At 62.3% G+C, this 21423-nt stretch carries 19 protein-coding genes; 7 read left to right on the forward strand and 12 right to left on the reverse strand.

Annotated features, from left to right (window positions below; genetic code table 11):
• Positions 1-55 precede the first annotated feature (55 nt).
• The gene (gene galE / locus M1D74_RS11375; RefSeq protein ID WP_309070652.1) at positions 56-1069 is read left to right on the forward strand and encodes a UDP-glucose 4-epimerase GalE; all 1014 of its coding nucleotides are present in this window, start codon (positions 56-58) and stop codon (positions 1067-1069) included.
• A gap of 85 nt (positions 1070-1154) precedes the next feature.
• On the opposite strand, the gene M1D74_RS11380 is transcribed toward galE, so the two are convergent.
• The 3 genes from M1D74_RS11380 to fdxA form a co-directional block, all read right to left on the reverse strand.
• Positions 1155-2438 carry a citrate synthase gene (locus tag M1D74_RS11380; RefSeq protein WP_309123795.1) on the reverse strand — a complete coding sequence of 428 codons (1284 nt, stop codon included), beginning with the start codon at positions 2436-2438 and terminating at the stop codon, positions 1155-1157.
• A 131-nt stretch (positions 2439-2569) separates the two neighbouring features.
• Complete coding sequence (dapC, locus tag M1D74_RS11385; protein ID WP_458117178.1) at positions 2570-3655, reverse strand: succinyldiaminopimelate transaminase; 1086 nt, start codon at positions 3653-3655, stop codon at positions 2570-2572.
• Positions 3656-3716: 61 nt separating this feature from the next.
• Positions 3717-4043, reverse strand: a complete 327-nt coding sequence (gene fdxA / locus M1D74_RS11390) for a ferredoxin (RefSeq protein WP_309072692.1) — start codon at positions 4041-4043, stop codon at positions 3717-3719.
• 122 nt (positions 4044-4165) lie between these two features.
• Between fdxA and M1D74_RS11395 the strand changes: the two genes are divergently transcribed.
• Positions 4166-4408: a putative acetyltransferase gene (locus M1D74_RS11395; RefSeq protein ID WP_458115388.1), complete on the forward strand. Its 243-nt coding sequence runs from the start codon at positions 4166-4168 to the stop codon at positions 4406-4408.
• A gap of 66 nt (positions 4409-4474) precedes the next feature.
• Positions 4475-4969, forward strand: coding sequence for an ArsR/SmtB family transcription factor (locus M1D74_RS11400; protein ID WP_309072690.1), 495 nt, complete (start codon positions 4475-4477; stop codon positions 4967-4969).
• Between the two features lie 13 nt (positions 4970-4982).
• Here M1D74_RS11400 and M1D74_RS11405 read toward each other — a convergent pair whose 3' ends face one another.
• From M1D74_RS11405 to M1D74_RS11415, 3 genes are all read right to left on the reverse strand, one after another.
• Positions 4983-5474, reverse strand: a complete 492-nt coding sequence (locus M1D74_RS11405; protein ID WP_458115389.1) for a hypothetical protein — start codon at positions 5472-5474, stop codon at positions 4983-4985.
• A 13-nt stretch (positions 5475-5487) separates the two neighbouring features.
• The gene (gene typA / locus M1D74_RS11410) at positions 5488-7404 is read right to left on the reverse strand and encodes a translational GTPase TypA (protein WP_309071460.1); all 1917 of its coding nucleotides are present in this window, start codon (positions 7402-7404) and stop codon (positions 5488-5490) included.
• Positions 7405-7626: 222 nt separating this feature from the next.
• Positions 7627-9462, reverse strand: coding sequence for an ABC transporter ATP-binding protein (locus M1D74_RS11415; protein WP_458115390.1), 1836 nt, complete (start codon positions 9460-9462; stop codon positions 7627-7629).
• A gap of 101 nt (positions 9463-9563) precedes the next feature.
• Here M1D74_RS11415 and M1D74_RS11420 point away from each other — a divergent pair, with 101 nt between their 5' ends.
• Positions 9564-10193, forward strand: a complete 630-nt coding sequence (locus M1D74_RS11420; protein WP_458115391.1) for a PH domain-containing protein — start codon at positions 9564-9566, stop codon at positions 10191-10193.
• A gap of 62 nt (positions 10194-10255) precedes the next feature.
• On the opposite strand, the gene M1D74_RS11425 is transcribed toward M1D74_RS11420, so the two are convergent.
• From M1D74_RS11425 to ychF, 4 genes are all read right to left on the reverse strand, one after another.
• On the reverse strand, positions 10256-11278 hold the full coding sequence (locus M1D74_RS11425; protein WP_309071463.1) for an ABC transporter permease: 1023 nt from the start codon (positions 11276-11278) through the stop codon (positions 10256-10258).
• Complete coding sequence (locus tag M1D74_RS11430; RefSeq protein ID WP_309071464.1) at positions 11275-12816, reverse strand: ABC transporter permease; 1542 nt, start codon at positions 12814-12816, stop codon at positions 11275-11277. Before M1D74_RS11430 ends, M1D74_RS11425 begins: the two co-directional genes overlap by 4 nt.
• Positions 12817-13042: 226 nt before the next feature.
• Positions 13043-14836, reverse strand: coding sequence for an ABC transporter family substrate-binding protein (locus M1D74_RS11435; RefSeq protein WP_458115392.1), 1794 nt, complete (start codon positions 14834-14836; stop codon positions 13043-13045).
• Between the two features lie 257 nt (positions 14837-15093).
• Positions 15094-16179 carry a redox-regulated ATPase YchF gene (gene ychF / locus M1D74_RS11440; RefSeq protein WP_458115393.1) on the reverse strand — a complete coding sequence of 362 codons (1086 nt, stop codon included), beginning with the start codon at positions 16177-16179 and terminating at the stop codon, positions 15094-15096.
• 96 nt (positions 16180-16275) lie between these two features.
• Between ychF and M1D74_RS11445 the strand changes: the two genes are divergently transcribed.
• The gene (locus tag M1D74_RS11445; protein ID WP_309071467.1) at positions 16276-17532 is read left to right on the forward strand and encodes a DNA recombination protein RmuC; all 1257 of its coding nucleotides are present in this window, start codon (positions 16276-16278) and stop codon (positions 17530-17532) included.
• A gap of 35 nt (positions 17533-17567) precedes the next feature.
• Here M1D74_RS11445 and M1D74_RS11450 read toward each other — a convergent pair whose 3' ends face one another.
• Positions 17568-18653, reverse strand: coding sequence for a 4-hydroxy-3-methylbut-2-enyl diphosphate reductase (locus M1D74_RS11450; RefSeq protein ID WP_309071468.1), 1086 nt, complete (start codon positions 18651-18653; stop codon positions 17568-17570).
• An 89-nt stretch (positions 18654-18742) separates the two neighbouring features.
• Positions 18743-19585 (reverse strand): hypothetical protein, encoded by an 843-nt coding sequence (locus M1D74_RS11455; RefSeq protein ID WP_458115394.1) that lies wholly within the window; start codon positions 19583-19585, stop codon positions 18743-18745.
• A gap of 248 nt (positions 19586-19833) precedes the next feature.
• On the opposite strand from M1D74_RS11455, the gene xseA reads away from it, so the two are divergent.
• Entirely contained in the window at positions 19834-21150 is a 1317-nt protein-coding gene (gene xseA, locus M1D74_RS11460; protein WP_458115395.1) for an exodeoxyribonuclease VII large subunit, read from the forward strand.
• The gene (locus M1D74_RS11465) at positions 21147-21401 is read left to right on the forward strand and encodes an exodeoxyribonuclease VII small subunit (RefSeq protein ID WP_309071471.1); all 255 of its coding nucleotides are present in this window, start codon (positions 21147-21149) and stop codon (positions 21399-21401) included. Before xseA ends, M1D74_RS11465 begins: the two co-directional genes overlap by 4 nt.
• The last annotated feature ends 22 nt before the right edge of the window (positions 21402-21423 follow it).

Genomic DNA, 21423 nt, shown 5'->3' on the forward strand with positions numbered 1-21423 from the left:
CACAGTCTGTGACTTACTTAGGCGCCTCAGGCGGCCGGTCGGTAGGCTTGAACCCATGAAGATACTCGTCACCGGCGGAAGCGGTTACATTGGCTCGCACACCACACTGGCACTGCTGGAGGCGGGCCACGACGTCGTCGTAGTGGACAATCTGTACAACTCAAGCGAGGTCGCGCTGAGCAGGGTGCAGGAGCTCGCGGGACGTGAGGTGGACTTCCGGAAGGTTGACCTGCTCGACGAGCACGCGCTTGATGCCGTCTTCGAGGCAGAGTCCGTAGACGCGGTCATTCACTTCGCCGGGCTGAAGGCGGTCGGTGAGTCGGTGGAGAAGCCCCTGTTCTACTATCACAACAACGTCGGCGGCACCCTGAACCTGCTGCGCACCATGGACCGGCACAACGTCCGTACGCTCGTCTTCAGTTCCTCCGCCACGGTGTACGGCGCCTCCGAGGAGGTCCCGCTCATCGAAAAGATGCCGCTGGATGCGACCAATCCCTATGGGCGCACCAAGGAACAGATCGAGGACATCCTGAGCGACGTCGGTGCTTCCGACGACCGCTGGAACATTGCCCTGCTGCGCTACTTCAATCCCGTCGGCGCCCATGAATCGGGCCGGATCGGTGAGGATCCCACCGGTGTCCCCAACAACCTGCTCCCCTTCGTGGCGCAGGTAGCAGTCGGCAGGCGGGAGAAGGTTCTGGTCTTCGGTAACGATTACCCCACCCCGGACGGCACCGGCATCCGCGACTACATCCATGTGGTGGACCTTGCCGACGGCCATGTCGCAGCCCTGAACTATCTCACCACCCACTCCGGGGTGCACCGCTGGAACCTCGGCACCGGAAACGGGTCATCGGTGCTTGAGGTGCTCGCAGCCTTCTCCAAGGCGGCCGGTCACGAGATCCCCTACGAGTTCGCCCCCCGGCGGCCCGGTGACGCTGCCGTCAGTTACGCCGATCCGTCGTCCGCCCTTGCTGACCTGGGCTGGTCTGCCCACCGGTCGCTGGACCAGATGTGTGAGGACCACTGGCGCTGGCAGAAGAACAATCCCCAGGGGTACGCTTCCTAGCTCCGTTCCCTGCTGACGTACGACGACGGCCGGCCACCTGCGAAGGTGACCGGCCGTCGTCGTACTGGTTCTGCGCCTGTTGGCCCTAGCGAGCCGGGTAGTGCCGTTCCCCGGCACCCGTGTACAGCTGCCGCGGGCGTCCGATCTTGGTCTGCGGGTCCTTGATCATCTCGCGCCACTGGGCAATCCAGCCCGGGAGACGTCCGATGGCGAAAAGCACCGTGAACATCTTCTCGGGGAAACCCATCGCCTTGTAGATGAGACCGGTGTAGAAATCCACGTTCGGGTAGAGCTTGCGCTCGATGAAGTAGTCATCGGCGAGGGCCTTCTCTTCGAGGCGCATGGCGATGTCCAGCAGCTCGTCATTGCCGCCGAGCTTGGAGAGGATGTCGTGCGCTGTTGCCTTGACGATCTTGGCGCGAGGGTCGTAATTCTTGTAGACGCGGTGCCCGAAGCCCATGAGCTTCACGCCGTCTTCCTTCTTCTTCACCTTTTCCATGAAGTCCTCGGGCTGCATGCCTGTTGCCTGGATCTGGCGGAGCATGTTGAGCACGGCCTCGTTGGCACCGCCGTGCAGCGGGCCGAAGAGTGCGTTGATGCCTGCGGAGATGGAAGCGAACATGTTCGCATTCGAACTGCCCACAAGGCGGACGGTGGAGGTCGAACAGTTCTGCTCGTGGTCCGCGTGGAGGATGAGGAGCAGGTCAAGTGCCTTCACCATCGTGGGGTCGAGGTCATAGGGCTCGGCAGGGAGACCGAAGCACAGTCGCATGAAGTTCTCCACGAGGTTCATGGAGTTGTCCGGATACAGCATCGGCTGGCCGATCGACTTCTTGTGCGCGTACGCGGCGATCACCGGGAGCTTCGCCATGAGGCGGAAAGTGGATAGTTCCACCTGTTCGTCGTCGAACGGGTCCAGCGAGTCCTGATAGAACGTCGACAGAGCGGAAACAGCGGAGGACAGCACCGGCATGGGGTGGGCGTCACGGGGGAAGCCTCCGAAGAAGCCCTTGAGCTCCTCGTGCAGGAGCGTGTGACGGCGGATGCGCTGATCGAAGGCATCGAGTTCAGTAGGGGTCGGCAGTTCGCCGTAGATGAGCAGGTACGAGACCTCGAGGAAGCTGGAGTGCTCTGCCAGCTGGTCGATCGGGTAACCGCGGTAGCGCAGGATTCCCTGGTCGCCGTCGATGTAGGTGATCGCTGAGGTGGTGGCCGCTGTGTTCATGAAGCCGGGGTCGAACGTGACGGAACCGGTCTGCTTGAGAAGCTTAGAGACGTCGTACCCGTGGTTGCCTTCCGCCGCTGAAATCAGCGGGAGGCTGAGGCTTCCTCCGTCATACTGGAGTGAGGCTCCGTTGTGCTCAGTCATTGACTCTCCTTGTGGAGCTTATGGAAAAGCATGCGTGTGGGCTGGATCAGCCTAGTCAGCTAAAACGCTACCGGCACACACGCCTTCAGCACTAATCCGTTTGGCCGTTGTTGTGCAATAGCAACATGCACTCAGGCACTCAGCCGTGTAGCGGCAGCGCGCACCCGCTCATCCGAACCCGTCAACGCGACGCGGACGAATCCGTTCCCTGCTTCGCCGTAGAAGGTGCCCGGTCCGACGATGATTCCAAGCTTCGCGAACCGCTTCACAGTGATCCAGGTGTCCTCGCCCGCCGTGGCCCAGAGGTAAAGACCGGCGTCGGAAGAATGGATGGTCAGGCCAAAAGCTTCGAGGGCGGGGATCAGCTGCTCCCGGCGCGCCCGGTAGAGATCTTTCTGGGCAGCAACATGCGCGTCGTCCGACAGCGCTGCGCGCATGGCTTCCTGAACCGGGAAGGGCACGATCATGCCCGCGTGCTTGCGCGAATTGATCAAATTCGCCAGCACCTTGCTGTCGCCCGCTGCGAAGGCAGCGCGGTAACCCGCAACGTTTGACTGCTTGCTGAGCGAATAGACGGACAACAACAGGTCCGAGGATCCGCCGCTGACCCGCGCATCGAGGATGCTGGGCACCGGCTGGCCTCCCGTCGCCGGATCCCAAATGCCCCACCCCAGTTCGGCGTAACACTCGTCCGAGGCCACCATGGCCCCCAGACTGCGGGCTTCGTCGACGATTGCCTGCAGCGCCTCCACATCGTGGACCGCGCCGGTGGGGTTGGACGGTGAGTTGACCCAGACAAGACGGACCCGGGCACGGGTGTCGGCGTCGAGCTCGGCCAACGAATCCGCAGCGACAGGAGTGGCGCCGGCAAAGTGCGCGCCCATGTCGTACGTGGGGTAGGCCACCGTGGGGCGCACGACGACGTCGCCGGCTCCCAGCCCGAGCAGCGTGGGCAGCCACGCGACGAGTTCCTTGGACCCCACCGTGGGCAGAATGTCAGCAGGATCCAGGCCCACAACATTACGACGACGGCGGTACCACTCGCTGATCGCTTCCCTCAGCTTCACAGTGCCGTGCGTCGTGGGGTACCCAGGAGCGTTTGCGGCGTCCCGGAGTGCACGCTGGACAACGTCCGGCGTGGGGTCCACAGGGGTGCCGATGGAAAGATTGACGGCGCCGTCGGGATGCTGCCGGGCTTCCTCCACATAAGGCGCCATGGCGTCCCACGGGTAATCCGGCAGGTTGAGCCCGAAGGACCGCTCGAGAGTCACTCTGCTGTCACGCTTCTTGGTTTTGCGGCGGCAGGGCGGCGATCATCGGGTGGTCCTTCCCGGTGTTGCCGAGCTTGGCGGCACCGCCCGGAGAACCCAGGTCATCGAAGAACTCCACATTGGCCTTGTAGTAATCGGCCCACTCCTCCGGGGTGTCGTCCTCGTAGTAGATGGCCTCCACCGGGCAGACCGGCTCGCACGCGCCACAGTCCACGCACTCATCCGGGTGGATGTACAACGAACGCTCGCCTTCATAGATGCAGTCGACCGGGCATTCCTCAATGCAGGCCTTGTCTTTCACATCCACGCACGGCTGTGCGATTACGTAGGTCACGTCCCACGCCTTCCCTAGGATTCTGGTGCCGGTACCGGCTCTTCGTCGCTGTTCAAGCTTAACGCAACGGTCGAAGGGTTCGGCATCGACCGGCGCCCGCCGTAATATGACACGCTATGGCCATGACGAACCCCGCCGCAGACCGGTTGGCCGCACTGCCGCTCGGCACCCGCGTGGTGGTCAGATACCGGATCGAGGGCGGGCTCACCGACGCGCTTGGCGAGCTGACCGGAAGGGATGAGGCATCCTGCACCGTCGCGACCAGGCGGGGCGACGTCGTCGTGCCTCTCGACGCGGTCACCGCAGCGAAGCCGGTGCCCCCGCCTCCCCCGCGGCGGGGTCCACGTACCGCCCTGCACGGATGACGTCTCGGACTCCACGCGATTGACTAAGTTCAATCGCTACACGCCTGCTGACGTATGCTTTTGGACATGGAAACAGATGAGGACGTCCAGGCACGCGGCAGGGCGCTGAGCTCCCCCGTTCGGCTCAGGATCCTCCGGCTGTGCCTGCACAAGGCCCGCACCAACAAGGAAATCGCCGAGGTGCTGGAATTGAATCCCGCCACGGCCTTGCACCATGTACGTACCCTCCTTGCAACAGGATTCCTTCGGGCCGAGGAGCCACGATCAGGCAATCGGGGGGCCAAGGAAATCCCCTATAGGGCTACCGGGTTGTCCTGGGGAAGCAGGATGCCCAACGCCGCTCCGGTCCTCGTGGAGACCTTTTTGCAGGAGATCGACGGCCTGAGCCCGTCAGAGATCGACGTCTGGCGCTTGGGGGTGCGGCTCAATGACACGCACCGCGCCGAAATGATGGAGAAGATCCGCACCGTCTTCGAGGAGTATGCCCGACGCGGAGCGGATGAGGACGGCACAGCCACCTCCATCATGCTGGCCCACCACCTGGACCGGAGCGCCGACTGAACCGGCAGTCGAATCAGCGCCGCCGGGTTGGTCGCAGGACCCACCAGGACACCGCCACGGCAATCACCGTCCCAACCGCCAGACCGACTACCCAGACATAACCGGCAAGCGAAACCGGCGGCTGCGCACCTTCGAGTTCAACGCCCGCAGCAATGAGGCTGCCCGCAGAGAATGACGCGGCGAGGCCCACCAGGATGTACGCCACTGCTCCCGTGAGGCCGGCAAGAAGAACATTGCGGCCGGACACCGCCACAAAGACGGCCAGACTGACCGCAAGCACGATCGCCGCCAGCGCCCCGACGGGCAGTCCCATGCCGCCCAGGTACCAGACGTTCGCGTGGAGAGCGGTACCGAAGACAGCGGCGAGGACCCCTGCCACAACGGCAGCTAGAACTCCATGCCATCGGGCGAGGTGAGGAGAAGGCGGAACGACGACGGCGGCCGGGCTGGCGCCGTCGTCGTTCCCGTGCCTTTGTGCGTCCGCAGCTTCGCCGGGAGCCGGCAAGGGACGCCGGTCCCTAGGCGCGTGCGCGGGAACGTGCTGCGCGCAGACGCTCGTTGGCGTCGAGGATGACCTTGCGGATGCGGATGGCTTCCGGGGTGACCTCGACACACTCGTCCTCGCGGGCAAACTCGAGTGATTCCTCAAGCGTGAGCTTGCGCGGAGGCGTGAGGTTCTCGAAGCTGTCCGAGGAAGCAGCACGCATGTTGGTGAGCTTCTTCTCCTTGGTGATATTCACGTCCATGTCATCAGCGCGGGAATTCTCGCCGACGATCATGCCCTCGTACACCTCGGAGGTCGGCTCAACGAAGAATGAACCGCGCTCCTGCAGGTTGATCATCGCGAACGGGGTGACCACGCCGGAGCGGTCCGCGATCATCGAACCGTTGGTGCGGTACTCGATGTCGCCGGCCCACGGCTCATAGCCCTCCGAGTAGGAGGACGCGATGCCGGCACCACGGGTGTCGGTGAGGAAGCGGGTGCGGAAGCCGATGAGGCCGCGGGCGGGAACGATGAACTCCATGCGGACCCAGCCGGTGCCATGGTTCGCCATGTTGGTCATCCGGCCCTTGCGCGCCGCCATGAGCTGGGTGACGCCGCCGAGGTATTCCTCCGGGACGTCGATGGTCATGTGCTCCATCGGCTCGTGGACCTTGCCGTCCACAACCTTGGTGACAACCTGCGGCTTACCGACGGTCAGCTCGAAGCCTTCGCGGCGCATCTGCTCCACGAGGATGGCCAGCGCGAGCTCCCCGCGACCCTGTACTTCCCAGGCGTCCGGACGTGCGGTGGGAAGCACGCGCAGTGAGACGTTACCGATGAGCTCCTTGTCCAGGCGATCCTTCACCTGACGGGCAGTCACCTTGGCGCCCTTGACCTTGCCGGCCAGCGGCGAAGTGTTGATACCAATGGTGACGGAGATAGCCGGGTCATCCACGGTGATCAGCGGCAGCGGCTGCGGGTTGTCGACGTCCGTGAGGGTCTCACCGATGGTGATGTCCTCAATACCGGCAACGGCCACGATCTCGCCGGGGCCTGCAGAGTCAGTGGGCACCCGGTCCAGTGCTTTGGTGGCGAGGAGCTCGGTGATCTTCACCGTCTTGAGCTCACCGTTCTGGCGCGCCCAAGCAACCTGCTGGCCCTTGCGCAGGGTGCCGTTGAAAATACGCAGCAGTGCCAGGCGGCCAAGGAACGGTGAAGCGTCGAGGTTGGTGACGTGCGCCTGCAGGACCCCGGTGGGGTCGTAGCTCGGTGCCGGGATGTGCTCGATGATGGTCTTGAAGAGGGGCTCAAGGTTGTCGTTGTCCGGGGCTGAGCCGTCTGCCGGCTGCTCCAGGGAAGCAGCTCCGACGCGGGCTGCGGCGTAGACAACCGGGACGTTGAGGACGGAATCGAGGTCCAGGTCGGGAACCTCGTCCGACAGGTCGGATGCCAGGCCCAGAAGCAGGTCCATCGACTCGCTCACAACTTCGTCAATACGGGAGTCAGGGCGGTCGGTCTTGTTGACCAGGAGCACGACGGGCAGCTTGGCTGCGAGGGCCTTACGCAGAACGAAGCGGGTCTGCGGCAGCGGACCCTCAGAGGCATCCACCAGCAGTACCACGCCGTCGACCATGGAGAGCCCGCGCTCAACCTCGCCGCCGAAGTCGGCGTGGCCCGGGGTGTCGATGACGTTGATGGTGATGCGCTCACCGTTGGCGGACGGACCCTCGTAGAACACCGTGGTGTTCTTCGCGAGGATGGTGATGCCCTTCTCGCGCTCCAGGTCGCCGGAGTCCATGACACGATCCTCAACCTCACCGTGGGCGGCGAAGGAGTTGGTCTGCTTCAGCATCGCGTCAACGAGCGTCGTCTTGCCATGGTCGACGTGCGCCACGATGGCAACGTTACGAAGGTCACTGCGGATTGCAGTGTTGCTCGTGGATACAGACATGCGGAATGACTCGTTTCTTAGGGGCTGGGTGAGCATCAAGGAAAAATGAAAGCGGGCGGCACAGCGCGCTCTACTACCAGTCTAAGCGTTAGGCAAAAGATGGCCTAACGAGCCTGCTCACCCTGCCCTGGCAGCCCCGCTGCTCACCGACTTAAGAACGACGGCGATGCCTCCCCTGCCGTGGACAAAGAGGGAGGCACCGCCGTCGTGCGTTGGGCGTTTCTACTCGGCCGAGGCCAGCAGGCGTGCGCGGAGCTCACGCCGTTCGCGCTGCTTCTCCGGGTCCGGTAGCGGCACAGCGGCAAGCAGGCGCTGGGTGTACGGGTCCTGCGGGTTTCGAAGGATCTGGTCCCGGGTGCCCTGCTCGACGATCCGGCCGCGGCGCATCACGCAGATGTGGTCGGCGAGGACGTCTACCACCGCGAGGTCGTGGGTCACGAACAGGCAGGCGAATCCCATTTCCTGCTGCAGGTTCTGGAAGAGCTCAAGCACCTTGGCCTGGACGGAAACGTCCAGTGCGGACGTGGGCTCGTCCGCAACCATGAGTTTTGGCTTCAACGACAGCGCACGGGCGATGCCTACGCGCTGCTTCTGTCCGCCCGAGAGCTCGTGCGGGTAACGGTTCCGGTACGAGCGGGGCAGCTCCACCTGGTCCAGCAGCGTCTCGATTCGCTTCTGCAGCTCGGCGCCCTTCGCCTCTCCGGCGAGGAACATCGGTTCGCCGATACTTTCACCGATCGGCAGCCGCGGGTTGAGCGACGAGGACGGATCCTGGAAGACCATGCCCACGTTTTTCCGCACTGCTCCCAGTTCCCGGGAGGTCGGTTTGTAGCCCGAGATATCCGTACCGACAACGCGCATGGATCCCTCTGCCACCGGCAGAAGGCCGACGGCGGCCCGCCCGATAGTGGTCTTGCCGGAGCCGGACTCACCCACCAGACCCATGACCTCGCCGGGCCAAATGGACAGCGTCACATTCTCGACGGCCCGGAACGCCGGCACCCTGCCCTGCTTGGGGTATTCGATCGCAACGTTGACGAGTTCGAGGACTGCGTCTCCCCGGCTCTGCCGCTCTGCAGCGACCTGCTCTTCCAGGCCTGCGAGCACGGCGCGTTCCCGGCGGTCGAGTTCCTCGGCATCCACTCCCACCAGTTCCGAGTGAGTGGCAGCAGCAAGCGCGGCTGTGATGTCGACGTCGTCAGTGCCGCCCTCGGACCCCTGGCCAAGATGTGGCACCGCTGCGAGGAGGTCCTGCGTGTACGGGTGTTCCGGCTCGCGGAAGATCTTCTCGGCCGTGCCCGTCTCCACGATGATCCCCTTGCGCATCACAGCGATGCGGTCAGCCAGGTCGGCAACGACACCCATGTCGTGCGTGATCAGCACGATTGCGCTATCCAGTTTGTTGCGGAGATTGCGCATCAGGTCAAGGATTTCTGCCTGGACCGTAACGTCAAGAGCAGTGGTCGGCTCGTCAGCGATGAGTAGCTTGGGGTCGCATGAGAGCGACTGGGCAATCATCGCGCGCTGCCGTTGACCGCCCGAGAGCTGGTGCGGGTAGGAGCGGAACGCCTTCTCCGGATCGGGAAGCTCCACCATCTCCAACAGTTTGAGGGCACGCTCGCGCGCCTCGTCCGGCGATATGGCATTGTGCAACCGCAGCGTCTCAACAATCTGGAACCCGACCGTGTAGACCGGGTTCAGTGCGGTCATCGGCTCCTGGAAGATCACGGCGACGTCATTGCCGCGCACTTCCCGGAGCTTGTTCGCTGAGAGGTTCAGAATCGACCGGCCGTTGAGGATGACCTCGCCGGTGACCCGGCTGTTGCTGGGCAAAAGTCCGAGCAGAGCCATTGAGCTTGCGCTCTTGCCGGAACCCGATTCACCGACGATGGCGAGCACTTCACCGGCGTTGACGTGGTAGTTCAGGTCGATTGCAGCGGGAACCCATTCTTTCTCCACGCCGAAGTCGACGCTGAGGTTGCGAACTTCGAGCACCGGCTGACGGGCGGATGGAGGATTTTCCTTGCTCCCGTTGCCTTCAATGATGTCGTTGGTCATAGTGCTGTCCTTCCACTGTGTGACCGGGTGTACGGCGCGGTTGAGCGGACTGTTTGCCCGCTGATTACGGCGCCGACGCTGAATGTTGGAAATATGGAGGTATGAACTCGCTGACCGGTCCCACTCGGACCACCGTCTTTCGTCCCCGCAGCAGCCGTTGGATTCTGGTGATTGCCTGCATCATCGTGGGCGTGGGGCTCGCGAGCTCCATCGTTTCGTCGGGGCTGGAGGCACTTGCCGCGGCTTCCCCGCTGCTGGCCGTCGCGGCTATCGCCTGGTGGCTGTTCTGGTATCCGGCCGTGATCGTCGGACCGGACGGGGTTCAGCTCCGTAATCCCACCAGGACCGTCGACGTGCCCTGGGCAGGTCTTATTCACGTCGACACAAAGTATGCGCTCAAGCTGATCACGCCCAGCGGAAGCTATACCGCCTGGGCAGCCCCCGCCCCCGGAGTCCGAGGAGCACATGCGGGGAAACCTGAGAACATGCAGAACCTGCCGAGCTCCAGTTACGGCGCCGGCGGTAGCGTCCGCCCTGGAGACCTCAGCAACACCGACTCCGGTCTCGCAGCCCTGCTGGTCCGTTCGGAGTGGGAGCGCCAGGTCGAAAAGGGCCTGATCGACGTGGACGCTACAGACTTCGCTCGGGTGGAACGGCGGATCAACTGGCTGCCGCTGAGCGTGGTCGCCGGCCTGCTGCTGCTGAGCGTGTTCACTTTCGCTCTGCAGTGACAGCAGGCCGGCGCCTCGCGTACGGCAGACGCTACGCATCCCCCGGGTACTGAAACTGGTCATCAGGCCGGCTTCTTTGGCTCAGCGGCCTTCTTCGCGTTGAACTTCTTCTGCCTCGGGTCAAAAGCATCGCGGAGACCGTCGCCGATGAAGTTGATCGACAGGCAGATCACGACGATGAACAGACCCGGCCACCAGAACAGCCAGGGACGGGTTGCGAAAGCGGCCTGGTTCTGGCTGATCAGGTTGCCCAGCGAGATGTCCGGCGGCTGGACACCCAGTCCGAGGAAGGACAGACCGGACTCGAGAAGGATCGCTGACGCCATCACGAGGGTGGTGTTCACGATGATGACGCCGACGGCATTCGGCAGGATGTGCTTAAAGATGATCCGCGCGTTCGATGCCCCTGCGATCCGGGCTGCATCGACGAACTCGCGCTCGCGGAGGGAAAGGAACTCGCCGCGGACAAGCCGGGCGAGGCCCGTCCAGATCACCAGACCGATGAAGACTCCGAGCAGGATGATTCCGGCGCTGCCGCCGAAGATCGCATTGAAGAAGGTGCCCCTACCCGCGAGCTCATTACCCACCGTGCCAAGTACGGCAGCCAGGATCAGCAGGGGGATGATGATAATGACGTCGGTGAGACGCATCAGAACTGCCTCGATCCATCCCCGGAAATAGCCGGATACACCACCGACGACCACTCCGATGACGGCACCGATCGCCCCGATGATGAACATGATGATGAGGGACAGTTGGGCCCCACGCATCGTCATGGCAAACAGGTCGCGTCCTACACGGTCCTGGCCAAACGGGTGATCTCCGAAGTCGAAGGGCAACGTCCAGGTCGGTGCACCGTTCGGGGTTGCCAGGCTGGGTGTCTCGACATAGTTCCATTTCCACCACCCGGGTATGCCGGCATACCCGATGGAAGTAAAGGCCAGCACCACGACCGCGAGGAATACCACCATGCTGATGACCGCCGCGGTGTGCCCCAGGAACCGCTTCCGGACTATTTGTCCCTGGCTGAGTCCCTTCGTCTCGTTCTCGGCAACTTTTGTGCTTTCGCCGATTCGTGTGCTCATGCTTTCACCCTTACGCGCGGATCGAGGACGGAATAGACAAGGTCAGCGACTAGGTTGAAGACCAATGCCAGAATGCCGGTGATGAGGAATACGCCCATGACCGGGTTCAGGTCCACTACGCGCAGTGCACCGACGAAAAGCTGGCCCATACCGCTGAATGCGAATACCTGTTCGGTGATGATTGCTCCGCCAATCAGGCCACCGATGTCGAAGGCAACGAGGGTAGCCAGCGGAATCAGTGCGTTACGGAACGCGTGCCGCATGACCACCGTTCGTTCGCCCAGACCCTTCGCCCGGGCCGTGCGGATGTAGTCCTGGTTCATGATCTCGAGCATCGAGGCGCGGGAGTACCGGCTGTAACCGGCCAGCGAAATCAGCATCAGGGCAATGGTCGGAAGAAGCAGATGGGTGAAGGTGTCGAGACCAAGAATCCAGAAATCGCCCTGAAGATTCGGAGTTGAGGACCCGATGGTGGCGATTGGACGCCCCCGGATGCGGCTGTTGTCGAAGTAGGCGGGCCAGGCCTGCATAAAGCGGTCAAGAAGGATGAAGAATCCCATGAGGAAGGCGGTCAGCCCGGCTGCGGTCATGTTCTGGCGCCGGTCGTATCCACCCATGAAGTGGCCCACGGCGACACCCACCAGGACGGTAGCGACAGCCAGCAGGAAGATCATCAGACCGGTGGCACGGTCCAGCAACGGCTGAACCGCAAAGTAAGCCACCATGCCGATTCCCACGACAATGAGCGAACTGTACAGAGCCTTGCGGTTCTTCAGGCCGGCGGACAGAAGCGTTACACCGTAGGCGAGACCCACACCGATGATGGCGATGACGACTGGTCCGAATCCTGGGGTAAGGAACCATCCCAATGCATCCAGAGTCCACAGCAGCGCGACTGCGAAAGCAAACCCGACGGCGGCAGTCAGAAGCCGCTTCTTCAGGTTTCCCACCGACACCAGATAGAAGAGGAAAGCGGTGAGTAATCCACACACGATCAGCGCAAACAGTGAGATATCCGGCTCCCGGAGGAAATCGTTGAAGCTGATTGCCCCGTACTCCTTCAACAGAACTGCCACCCAGAAGATCGGTAGTGAGAAGAAGAGGAACGCCATGAAGGTGACGCCGTAGTCCAGCCCACTGTACTGGCGGAGGGCGGTGATGATCCCGAGAGTGATACCGATCAGGATTGCGAGGATGGTCGCAGCGGTGACGAGTAGGATGGTTTGTCCCATCGCCCGTTCAAGGAGCTGCGTTACTTCCGCACCATTGATGGCGTTGCCAAGGTCGCAGGTTGCTGCAAAGGGGACCAGGCAGCCAGCCGCTCCCCCAAGCCATGCGAAGTAGCGCAGGACCGGTGGGACATCGAGGTTCAGCAGATCTGTGCGAAACGCTATGAGTTGGTCCCTGTTCGGCGCGTTGCTTTCCCTAAGATCCGCGAGTGGATCGCCTGACACCGCTGTCAGGACGTATACGAGAAAAGACGCGCCAAGAAGTATGAGTACAGCGACGATCAGCCGCCGAACGATATACGTCAGCATTATTTGTCAGCCTCAGAGTTGAGCGTCCGGGATCTCCCCGGTTGGACCCGGACGGAGCCGGGAGGTCATAAACGAGCGTAATTCAGGTCACGTTGAACGGAAATTTGGGCTTTCCCAATCAGTGTGCGTGGCTCGAATTCGCCTGAAACGTCAGGAAGCGCCGGAGCACGTAGTGACCCCGGCGCTTCCTGATCTCAGTTTCGAACGGTTACATCGCCGTCAGCGATTACTCCGCTACGGTCCACTCCCAGTAGTTCCACCAGATGCCGTCCTGGTTGGACATGTACTCGGTTCCTTCGATGCGATCGCTCACACCGTTGATACCGACAGACTGGAACAGCGGCAGGCCGAAGCCGGTCTCGTAGAGACGGGTGTCGACGAGAGTCTGCAGTTCCTGCTGCTCGGCCAGATCGGTGGTCAGGATCAGCTCATCCATGGCCTCCTGCGCCTCTTCATCACACCACTGAACGTAGTTCGAGGCGGAGCCGCAACCGTAGAGCTGCGGCACACCGGTCACGCCGACACCAGGGCTGATCCAGCCGAAGATGGTGGCGTCCCAACGGGCGCCGCCTTCTTCAAGCGCGGGTCCCCACTCAGCGCCGGGGAGACCGACGTCAACAACCCGGAAACCGGCCTGCTCGGCACTCTCGGCGATAAGGGTGTAAGCATCGACGCGGTTCGGATTCTCTGCGTTGTACATGATGCGAACTTCTGGAGTTGCACCATCGAGCAGTTCCTTGGCGCCCTCGATATCAACTTCGGCGTACTCGGACGATCCGTTTTCTTCGACTGCCGCCAGGTAAGGTTCGGTGCCGAAGTCGAAGATCTGGGACATGCGGGGACCGGACTCCGGATCAAGCGGACGAATCGTTGCATCAACGATCTGCTCAAGCGGAACGGTCTTCATGAAGGCCTTGCGGACGTTCTCGTCAGCAAAGACTCCACCCTCCTGGTACAGGTCCAGGTGGTCGAAGGAGAGCTCAGGGCCCTGCAGGATTTCGACACCGTCGATGGCTTCCAGCGACGTCAGCGTGTCAGCCGAAGCCTGAGGCTGGATGATGTCGACTTCACCGTTCTGAAGAGCCTGAACCTGTGCGTTCGCATCACCGATGTAACGGATGGTGATTTCGTCGATTGCAGGGATCGGTCCCCAGTTGTAGTCCTCGTTGCGAACCAGGGTCATCGACTGATCCGGCACCATCTCGGAAACGACGTAAGGACCGTTCGAGAGATAGAGAGCCGGGTCGCTCGGGAGGCTCGTGGAGTCAAAGCCCGTGTTCCAGAAATCCGCGATAGCGGAGATCTCCGGACGTTCCTGCGGATTCTCAGGATCCCCTTCCGGTGCGTTCTGGATCGCTTCGATGAGGGCATCACCGTCAGCGAGGCCCGCATTGGTAGCGACGACATGCGCCGGGGTGTCGGTGACGCCGAAGGCGATCTCCCAGTCCGCGTAGGGCTCGGAGTAGACCAGAGTGATCGAGCGTCCGTCTTCACCCAGCTCGGGCATCTCTGTCAGGTCGAGGCCGGCGGTTGAGGCAGCGGAGAAGTAGGTGGTTCCGGTTTCGTCGCCTTCCACCTCAGGGTCCGGGTCTGATTCGTCGTCGAAGTATGCCGAGGTGGATGCCCAGGAAAGAAGCAGGTCATCTGCATCCACCGGCTCACCGTCAGACCAGGTAACGCCTTCGTTAACCGTGTACGTGACTGTGAGCGGATCCTCAGAGACAACCTCGTAGGTTCCGAACTCCTCGCGCGGAACTACTTCGAGGTCGCTGTTGATGTAGTTGAAGTCATTCGTTGTGAGCAGCGCCACCTTGTTGTTGATATCAACATTGCCTACGGCGGTGTCGGAGTTGAACGAGCTGAACGGGTTGACTTCGGCAACGGTGACTGTGCCACCGGAAGCTTCGCCCCCGCCCCCTGTGCCCGGATCTTCGCCGCCGCCGCTCTCGGCGCAGGCGCTCAGTGCAAGTGCAGCAACTGCTGCCACACCTACGGCTTTGGAAGTACGTCCGAAACGCATTCCGCCTCCTTGTTTCATGTTGTGGAAGATGTCCTTCATGGTTTTACAAAGGACTGACACGCACTTTGATGGTCAAAGTGGCGTGCCTCACATGAAGAAAAGCTTAGGCGGTATTTGTTACCGGTAGGTATCCAAAGGGAAGGGTGGTGACGGTTGTTACCGAGATGCAACCAAATTTGCTTACGTGGGCACAGTAAAGAAACGGCCGCCTGGGTTGGGACGTCCCGTGATCCAAGCAGTTCCGCGGCAGAAAGCCCCTAGACGTTGAAGCGGAACTCCACCACGTCGCCGTCGGCCATGACGTATTCCTTGCCTTCAATCCGTACCTTGCCGCGGGACTTGGCTTCGGCCATGGAACCAGCAGCCACCAGATCCTGGAAGGAGACAACCTCAGCCTTGATGAAACCCCTCTGAAAGTCAGAGTGAATCACGCCTGCCGCCTCCGGTGCGGTGGCGCCCTTGCGGATGGTCCAGGCGCGGGCTTCCTTCGGACCGGCAGTCAGATAGGTTTGCAGCCCAAGCGTGTGGAAGCCGACTCGGGCAAGCTGGTCGAGGCCGGATTCTTCCTGGCCGTTCATCTCCAGCATCTCCCGCGCTTCCTCGGGATCGAGCTCGACCAGGTCTGCCTCGAGCTTGGCGTCGAGGAAGATGCAGTCCGCGGGTTCGACCAGCGCACGGAGTTCGCTCTGACGCTCCTCGTTCCCCAGCACCGAGTCGTCAGCGTTGAACACATAGATGAAAGGCTTGGCCGTAAGAAGGCTCAGCTCTCGGAGGTGCTCCACCTCCAGCTTGTCTTTGGCGATGGAAGAGAAGATGGTGTCGCCGCGCTCAAGAACAGCCTGCGCCGCCTGCATCGCGGAAAGCTGCGCGGCCTCGCGCTTCTTGATCTTGACTTCCTTTTCCACGCGCGGAATCGCCTTCTCAAGCGTCTGAAGGTCGGCGAGAATCAGTTCCGTGTTGATGGTCTCCATGTCCGAGACAGGGTTCACCGCACCGTCCACATGCACGACGTCGGGATCATCAAACACGCGCACTACCTGGGCGATCGCTTCAGCCTCCCGAATATTTGCGAGGAACTGGTTACCGAGCCCTTCCCCTTCCGAGGCGCCCTTGACGATCCCCGCGATATCCACGAACGAGACCGTTGCCGGCAGCACCCGCTGTGAACTGAACAATTCAGCAAGCTGCCCGAGGCGCGGATCCGGCAGGTTCACTACTCCAACGTTGGGCTCGATCGTTGCGAACGGGTAGTTCGCAGCCAGGACGCTGTTCCTGGTGAGAGCGTTGAAGAGGGTTGATTTGCCGACGTTGGGCAGTCCGACGATGCCAATAGTAAGAGCCACGGGATAACAGTCTACCGTCGCGTTGCCGCACGCGGCGCGCCCGCTCCCGGCCCCGGGCTCTCCGAAAATGTCAGAGGCGCCTGCGAAGGTTGAATCATGGACGGATTCACTCTTCTCTTCGTAGTTCTTGCCGCGGTCATTGGTCTCATTGTCGGAGCAGGTGTCGCAGTTGCGCTGATCCGACCGGTCCTTACGGGGCTGCGGAATGAAGTGGACGACGCCGGTACCCGGCTGGGTACTGCCGTTTCCGCCCGCGCGGCTGCTGAGGCGGAAAACAGGATCCTGCAGGCGCAGAACAGGCAGCTTATGGAACAGTCCGGTCATGATCAGTCGGTTCTGCGTGCCATCGCTCCGCTCGCCGACAAACTCGGCCAGGTCCAGGCCCATGTGGGCCAACTGGAGCGGGAGCGCGCCCAGCAATTTGGGCAGCTTGCCCAGCAGTTGCAGGAAGCACAGCTGTCCGATTCGAAGCTGCTGTCCACTACCCATTCGCTTGCCTCTGCCCTGCGCAGCACCACAACCCGCGGCCAGTGGGGCGAGGTGCAGTTGAGGCGAATCGTCGAATCCGCGGGCATGCTTCCCCGGGTGGACTTCCATGAACAGGCCACGCTCACCATTGCCTCCCGGGAGGGGGCATCGAACACCGCCCGCCCGGACATGATCATCCAACTACCGGGCAACAAGCAGATCGTCGTGGATTCCAAGGTACCCCTGGACGCTTATCTGGAGGCCCAGTCCCACCCGTCGACAGACGATCAGGGGCAAGGCGCCTTCGAGGAAGGTCGCCGTCGGGAGCTACTGTCCCAGCATGTGAAAGCAGTCAGGGCCCACGTGGACGCACTCGCGCGGAAGAAGTACTGGGAGGGCACTGACAACTCCCCCGACCTTGTCGTGTGCTTCATACCGCTTGAGTCCGTGCTGTCCAGCGCGCTGCAAACGGATCCTGGCCTTCTGGACTATGCCTTCAGCCGCAATGTGGTGCTGGCTTCCCCCGTTTCCTTGCTCGCCATCCTGAAGGGCGTTGCATTCAGCTGGCGCCAGGACGTCCTGACCGAGAACGCCAAGGAACTGTACGACCTCTCACGGGAGCTGTACGAGCGGTTGGGCACCATGGGTTCACACATCACGCGCCTCGGCACTTCGCTCAAGAGCTCGGTGGAAAAGTACAACTCGTTCGTCGGCACCCTCGAGTCGAGAGTGTTGCCGACCGCCCGCAGAATCAACGCTTTCGAGACCGATGACCAGGATCCGGGGCTCACAACGAAGGCGGTGGAGACGACGCCGCGCCTGCTCAGTGCACCGGAACTCATTGACTCCAGGTCCGAGGCGGCGCCTGTGGAGCAATCTGCATAAGGGAGCCGCGTCAGCGATAACTCACAGAGATGAACTCAGGAGGTGGGGCGCTGCCCGCGTCCTCCCAGTCCACTGGAGGGGTCACCCATGGCCTTCAACGCTGCACGTATTTCCTTCGGAAGCGAGAAGATGATGTCTTCCTCCGCGGTGACTACTTCCTCGACATCCGCGTATCCGTAATCGGCAAGCAGACGAAGCACGTCCTTCACCAGGTTCTCCGGTACGGAGGCACCGGACGTCACACCGACGGTGGACACTCCTTCGAACCAGGATTCATCCACCTCATTGGCGAAGTCCACCCGGTGTGATGCCTTTGCCCCATATTCAAGCGCCACTTCGACAAGACGCACCGAGTTGGAGGAGTTCGCCGAGCCCACAACGATCACGAGATCCGCTTCGGGTGCAATCTTCTTGATCGCCGCCTGGCGATTTGAGGTTGCATAGCAGATGTCGTCGCTTGGCGGATCCTGCAGAGTGGGGAACCGCTTTTTGAGCAGCGCCACAGTCTCCATCGTTTCGTCAACGCTGAGCGTCGTCTGCGACAGCCAAATCACCTTGCTCGGGTCACGGACCGTCACAGAGTCAACGTCCTCCGGGCCGTTCACAATCTGGATATGGTCGGGCGCTTCACCGGCGGTTCCTTCTACTTCCTCGTGCCCGTCGTGGCCGATCAGGAGGATGTCAAAATCATCGCGCGCAAAGCGCACTGCTTCACGGTGGACCTTTGTCACCAGAGGGCAGGTTGCGTCGATGGTCCGGAGATTCCGCTCCTCTGCGGACTGGACCACCGCAGGAGAAACACCGTGTGCGGAAAACACCACCAGCGCGCCTTCAGGAACTTCATCTGTGTCCTCGACGAAGACCGCGCCCTTCTCCTCAAGCGTCGACACCACGTGCAGGTTGTGAACGATCTGCTTCCGCACATAAACCGGCGGGCCATAGTGGGCCAGTGCCTTCTCAACAGCGATAACGGCCCGATCCACGCCGGCACAGTACCCCCGAGGAGCCGCAAGAAGAACTCTCCGAGTTCCCGCAACCGGCGCAGCGGCGTGTACCTCTTCCGGTGAGCGACGCTTGCGGGGCACCATCGGCATAGGCACGGATACAGCTGTTAAAGACATAACTCCATGCTAACGGCCCGGACTCACCGGTTCGGCGGGCGCGCGGGCCTGTCCGCTGAGAGCCGAGCGTGGTCGGCTCTCAGCACGGTCTATCTTCGGGAGCCACTCAACAGACGGCCCACAGTGCCCGCAACCGTCAACAGGATTCCCGCGGCAACGGCTGCCAGACACCACTCCTGGAAGTCAGTTGCAGCCCGTGTAACGAGAGCAACCATGAACACGTCCGCCACGGCTCCTCCCACGGCAACCCGGTCCACAGAAACAGGAGCCAAGCCGGCGGCGAGCCACAGCGCCGCCCCGATCATCAACACCCCGAGACCGAGCAATGCAGTCGTCGTGCTCCGACGGCGTGCGAGCGCGAGGGCGATGACTGCGCCAACGCCAGCGGCGAGAGCAAGCACCGGCCACAGCGCCGCGGCTGTCTCCATGCGATCGACGACGTCGAATCGGTCCGTTCCGCCGACCGCTACAGGCACCTGTTCAGGAACAGGCACGTCGACCCCGAACTGTCCGCCGATCTCGGAGCTCACCAGACCCACCAACGGTGCGACGTCGAGCGTAAACAATGCCCGTCCCACGGGGTCGTTCGGCGGCTGAGCCTCAGCCGTGAACGTCAGGTCATGCGAGCGTCCAAGGGTCTCCTGCCACGCCTCTGTGAAGCCGGGCAATTGGGTGATGCCCAGCGCGACATCCCTCACGACAGGTTGGGCTGCTTCCGCCATCTCCGGCGGGAGTTCGACGCCCGAGATGCTCTCTTCGGACAGCGCGTCGGCGAGGGCGCCCGTGAACTCCGGGTTACTGGCGAGCGGCGACGTCAGTTGAACGAACCCCTCCTCTGCAGCCACGTTCAAGGCGACCCACGCACTCGGCAGCGCCACCGCACCGAACAGGAGGGCTAACAGGGCAAAGAAGGCCGAACCGGCGGTTCTCATCGGCTCCCGTTCCGTTGATCGACAATTCTTCGATTATGACCCCTGCTTACCTCGCCGCAGCACCCGCCCTATGCCGCCTGCCTTGTGGCGCTCTGCTCCTGCACATGCGGCCGTCCGGTGCCACCGTTGTCAGGGGTACCTGATAAACATTAACTAGTGATGAAGCCCCGCAGCCGGCGGCGCTGCGAGAAGCAGCGTTCGTGAACTCGGACTGCAAAGCGGGTTGTTTCGGGAGGATGCGGTATTTGATGAACCACGACGGCGCTTTCTTGGGCACCGTGGTCGCAGCCGGCCCGCCTAACCCCGGGGACCCATCCACACTCCCTGAGACAGCAGCTGAGACATCCGCTGAGCGCCCATGGCCGCTCCACGTGCTCTCGGAGAAGTTGAAGGCCCACATTGAGCGCGCTCCCGCCGCCTGGGTTGAGGGTCAGGTCATTGAGCTGAACAAACGTGGGACCATGTGCTTCGTCACCCTTCGTGATGTTGACGCGGAGATATCACTGTCCTTGACGGTCTGGGGAACGGTGATGGACCGGCTCGCGATGCCGTTGGAGCGCGGATCGCGGGTTGTCGCCCGGCTCAAGGCGGATTTCTGGGTCAAGACGGGACGCCTGTCCATGCAGGCGTGGGATATTCGCCCGGTCGGTCTGGGCGATTTGCTCGCCCGGATCGAGCGCCTCCGTCAGGATCTGGCGGCTGAAGGGCTTTTCGCTGCGCATCGCAAACGCCCCCTACCGGCTTTGCCTCACCGTATCGGCCTCATCACCGGGCGGGATTCCGACGCCGAGAAAGATGTCCTTCGGAACGCCCGTTTACGCTGGCCTGCGGTCGATTTTGAAATACGTGAAGTCGCCGTGCAGGGCGTCAATGCCGTCTCGCAGGTGCGCTCGGCGCTGCTCGAACTCGACCGGATGCCGGAGGTGGATGTCATCATCATCGCCCGTGGCGGCGGTTCGCTCGAGGATCTTCTTCCATTCAGCAACGAGGACCTCGTACGCGCTGTGGCTGCCGCCACCACTCCGGTGGTCAGCGCTATCGGGCATGAGGCAGACCATCCCCTGCTCGACGACGTCGCCGACCTCCGTGCTTCCACTCCCACGGACGCTGCCAAGCGGGTTGTCCCCGACGTCTCCGAGGAGCTGCAGCGTATCCGTCAGGCGAGGGGGCAATTGCGGCGGTGCGTCGACCAATTGATGACCCGCGAGACAGAGCGGTTGGCTCATCTGAAGTCCCGTCCGGTCCTGGCCCAGCCCAGCGGAATGGTGACTGTCCGCCACGATGACCTCGTGCGGCTGCGCAACCGCAGCACGATGGCGATTGAAGGTGCTCTGGCCAGGGAATCGGACCGTGTAGCGCACCTGCGGGCCCACGTCCGGTCGCTTTCGCCGCAGAACACGCTCGACCGCGGGTACGCAGTCGTTCAGAACGAGGCCGGAGAAGTTGTGCGAGATCTAAACCAGGCACCGCAGGATTCTCTTCTACGCATCAGGGTCGCAGGCGGTAGATTCAATGCCCGTTCAGCGTCCAACAGCAATTCGCACGAGAGTGAGGACCAGATATGAGCGAGAATGCAGCCAACGCCGCTGCAGCGTCGGTAGACGTGTCGGAGCTGAGTTATGAGGACGCGAGGGAGCAGTTGGTCAAGGTGGTCAGCCAACTGGAAGCCGGCGGCGTAAGCCTTGAGCAGTCTCTGGCACTTTGGGAGCGCGGCGAAGCCCTCGCGGATCACTGCGAGCAATGGCTGGAGGGAGCGCGCAAGCGCCTCGCCGCGTCCCGTGACCAGGCAGATTCGCCCGCCGCGCCTCAGAGCTAACCGCCAGGTCCATAGCTGGCAG

It is taken from the genome of Arthrobacter sp. D2-10 (assembly GCF_054161285.1).

Excerpts from the sequence above, each read along its gene's own strand:
- galE (WP_309070652.1), top strand. The coding sequence starts at position 56 with ATGAAGATACTCGTCACCGGCGGAAGCGGTTACATTGGCTCGCACACC.
- M1D74_RS11380 (WP_309123795.1), bottom strand. The coding sequence starts at position 2,438 with ATGACTGAGCACAACGGAGCCTCACTCCAGTATGACGGAGGAAGCCTC.
- dapC (WP_458117178.1), bottom strand. The coding sequence starts at position 3,655 with ATGGCGCCTTATGTGGAGGAAGCCCGGCAGCATCCCGACGGCGCCGTC.
- M1D74_RS11395 (WP_458115388.1), top strand. The coding sequence starts at position 4,166 with ATGACGAACCCCGCCGCAGACCGGTTGGCCGCACTGCCGCTCGGCACC.
- M1D74_RS11400 (WP_309072690.1), top strand. The coding sequence starts at position 4,475 with ATGGAAACAGATGAGGACGTCCAGGCACGCGGCAGGGCGCTGAGCTCC.
- typA (WP_309071460.1), bottom strand. The coding sequence starts at position 7,404 with ATGTCTGTATCCACGAGCAACACTGCAATCCGCAGTGACCTTCGTAAC.
- M1D74_RS11415 (WP_458115390.1), bottom strand. The coding sequence starts at position 9,462 with ATGACCAACGACATCATTGAAGGCAACGGGAGCAAGGAAAATCCTCCA.
- M1D74_RS11420 (WP_458115391.1), top strand. The coding sequence starts at position 9,564 with ATGAACTCGCTGACCGGTCCCACTCGGACCACCGTCTTTCGTCCCCGC.
- M1D74_RS11425 (WP_309071463.1), bottom strand. The coding sequence starts at position 11,278 with ATGAGCACACGAATCGGCGAAAGCACAAAAGTTGCCGAGAACGAGACG.
- M1D74_RS11430 (WP_309071464.1), bottom strand. The coding sequence starts at position 12,816 with ATGCTGACGTATATCGTTCGGCGGCTGATCGTCGCTGTACTCATACTT.
- M1D74_RS11435 (WP_458115392.1), bottom strand. The coding sequence starts at position 14,836 with ATGCGTTTCGGACGTACTTCCAAAGCCGTAGGTGTGGCAGCAGTTGCT.
- M1D74_RS11445 (WP_309071467.1), top strand. The coding sequence starts at position 16,276 with ATGGACGGATTCACTCTTCTCTTCGTAGTTCTTGCCGCGGTCATTGGT.
- M1D74_RS11450 (WP_309071468.1), bottom strand. The coding sequence starts at position 18,653 with ATGTCTTTAACAGCTGTATCCGTGCCTATGCCGATGGTGCCCCGCAAG.
- M1D74_RS11455 (WP_458115394.1), bottom strand. The coding sequence starts at position 19,585 with ATGAGAACCGCCGGTTCGGCCTTCTTTGCCCTGTTAGCCCTCCTGTTC.
- xseA (WP_458115395.1), top strand. The coding sequence starts at position 19,834 with ATGAACCACGACGGCGCTTTCTTGGGCACCGTGGTCGCAGCCGGCCCG.
- M1D74_RS11465 (WP_309071471.1), top strand. The coding sequence starts at position 21,147 with ATGAGCGAGAATGCAGCCAACGCCGCTGCAGCGTCGGTAGACGTGTCG.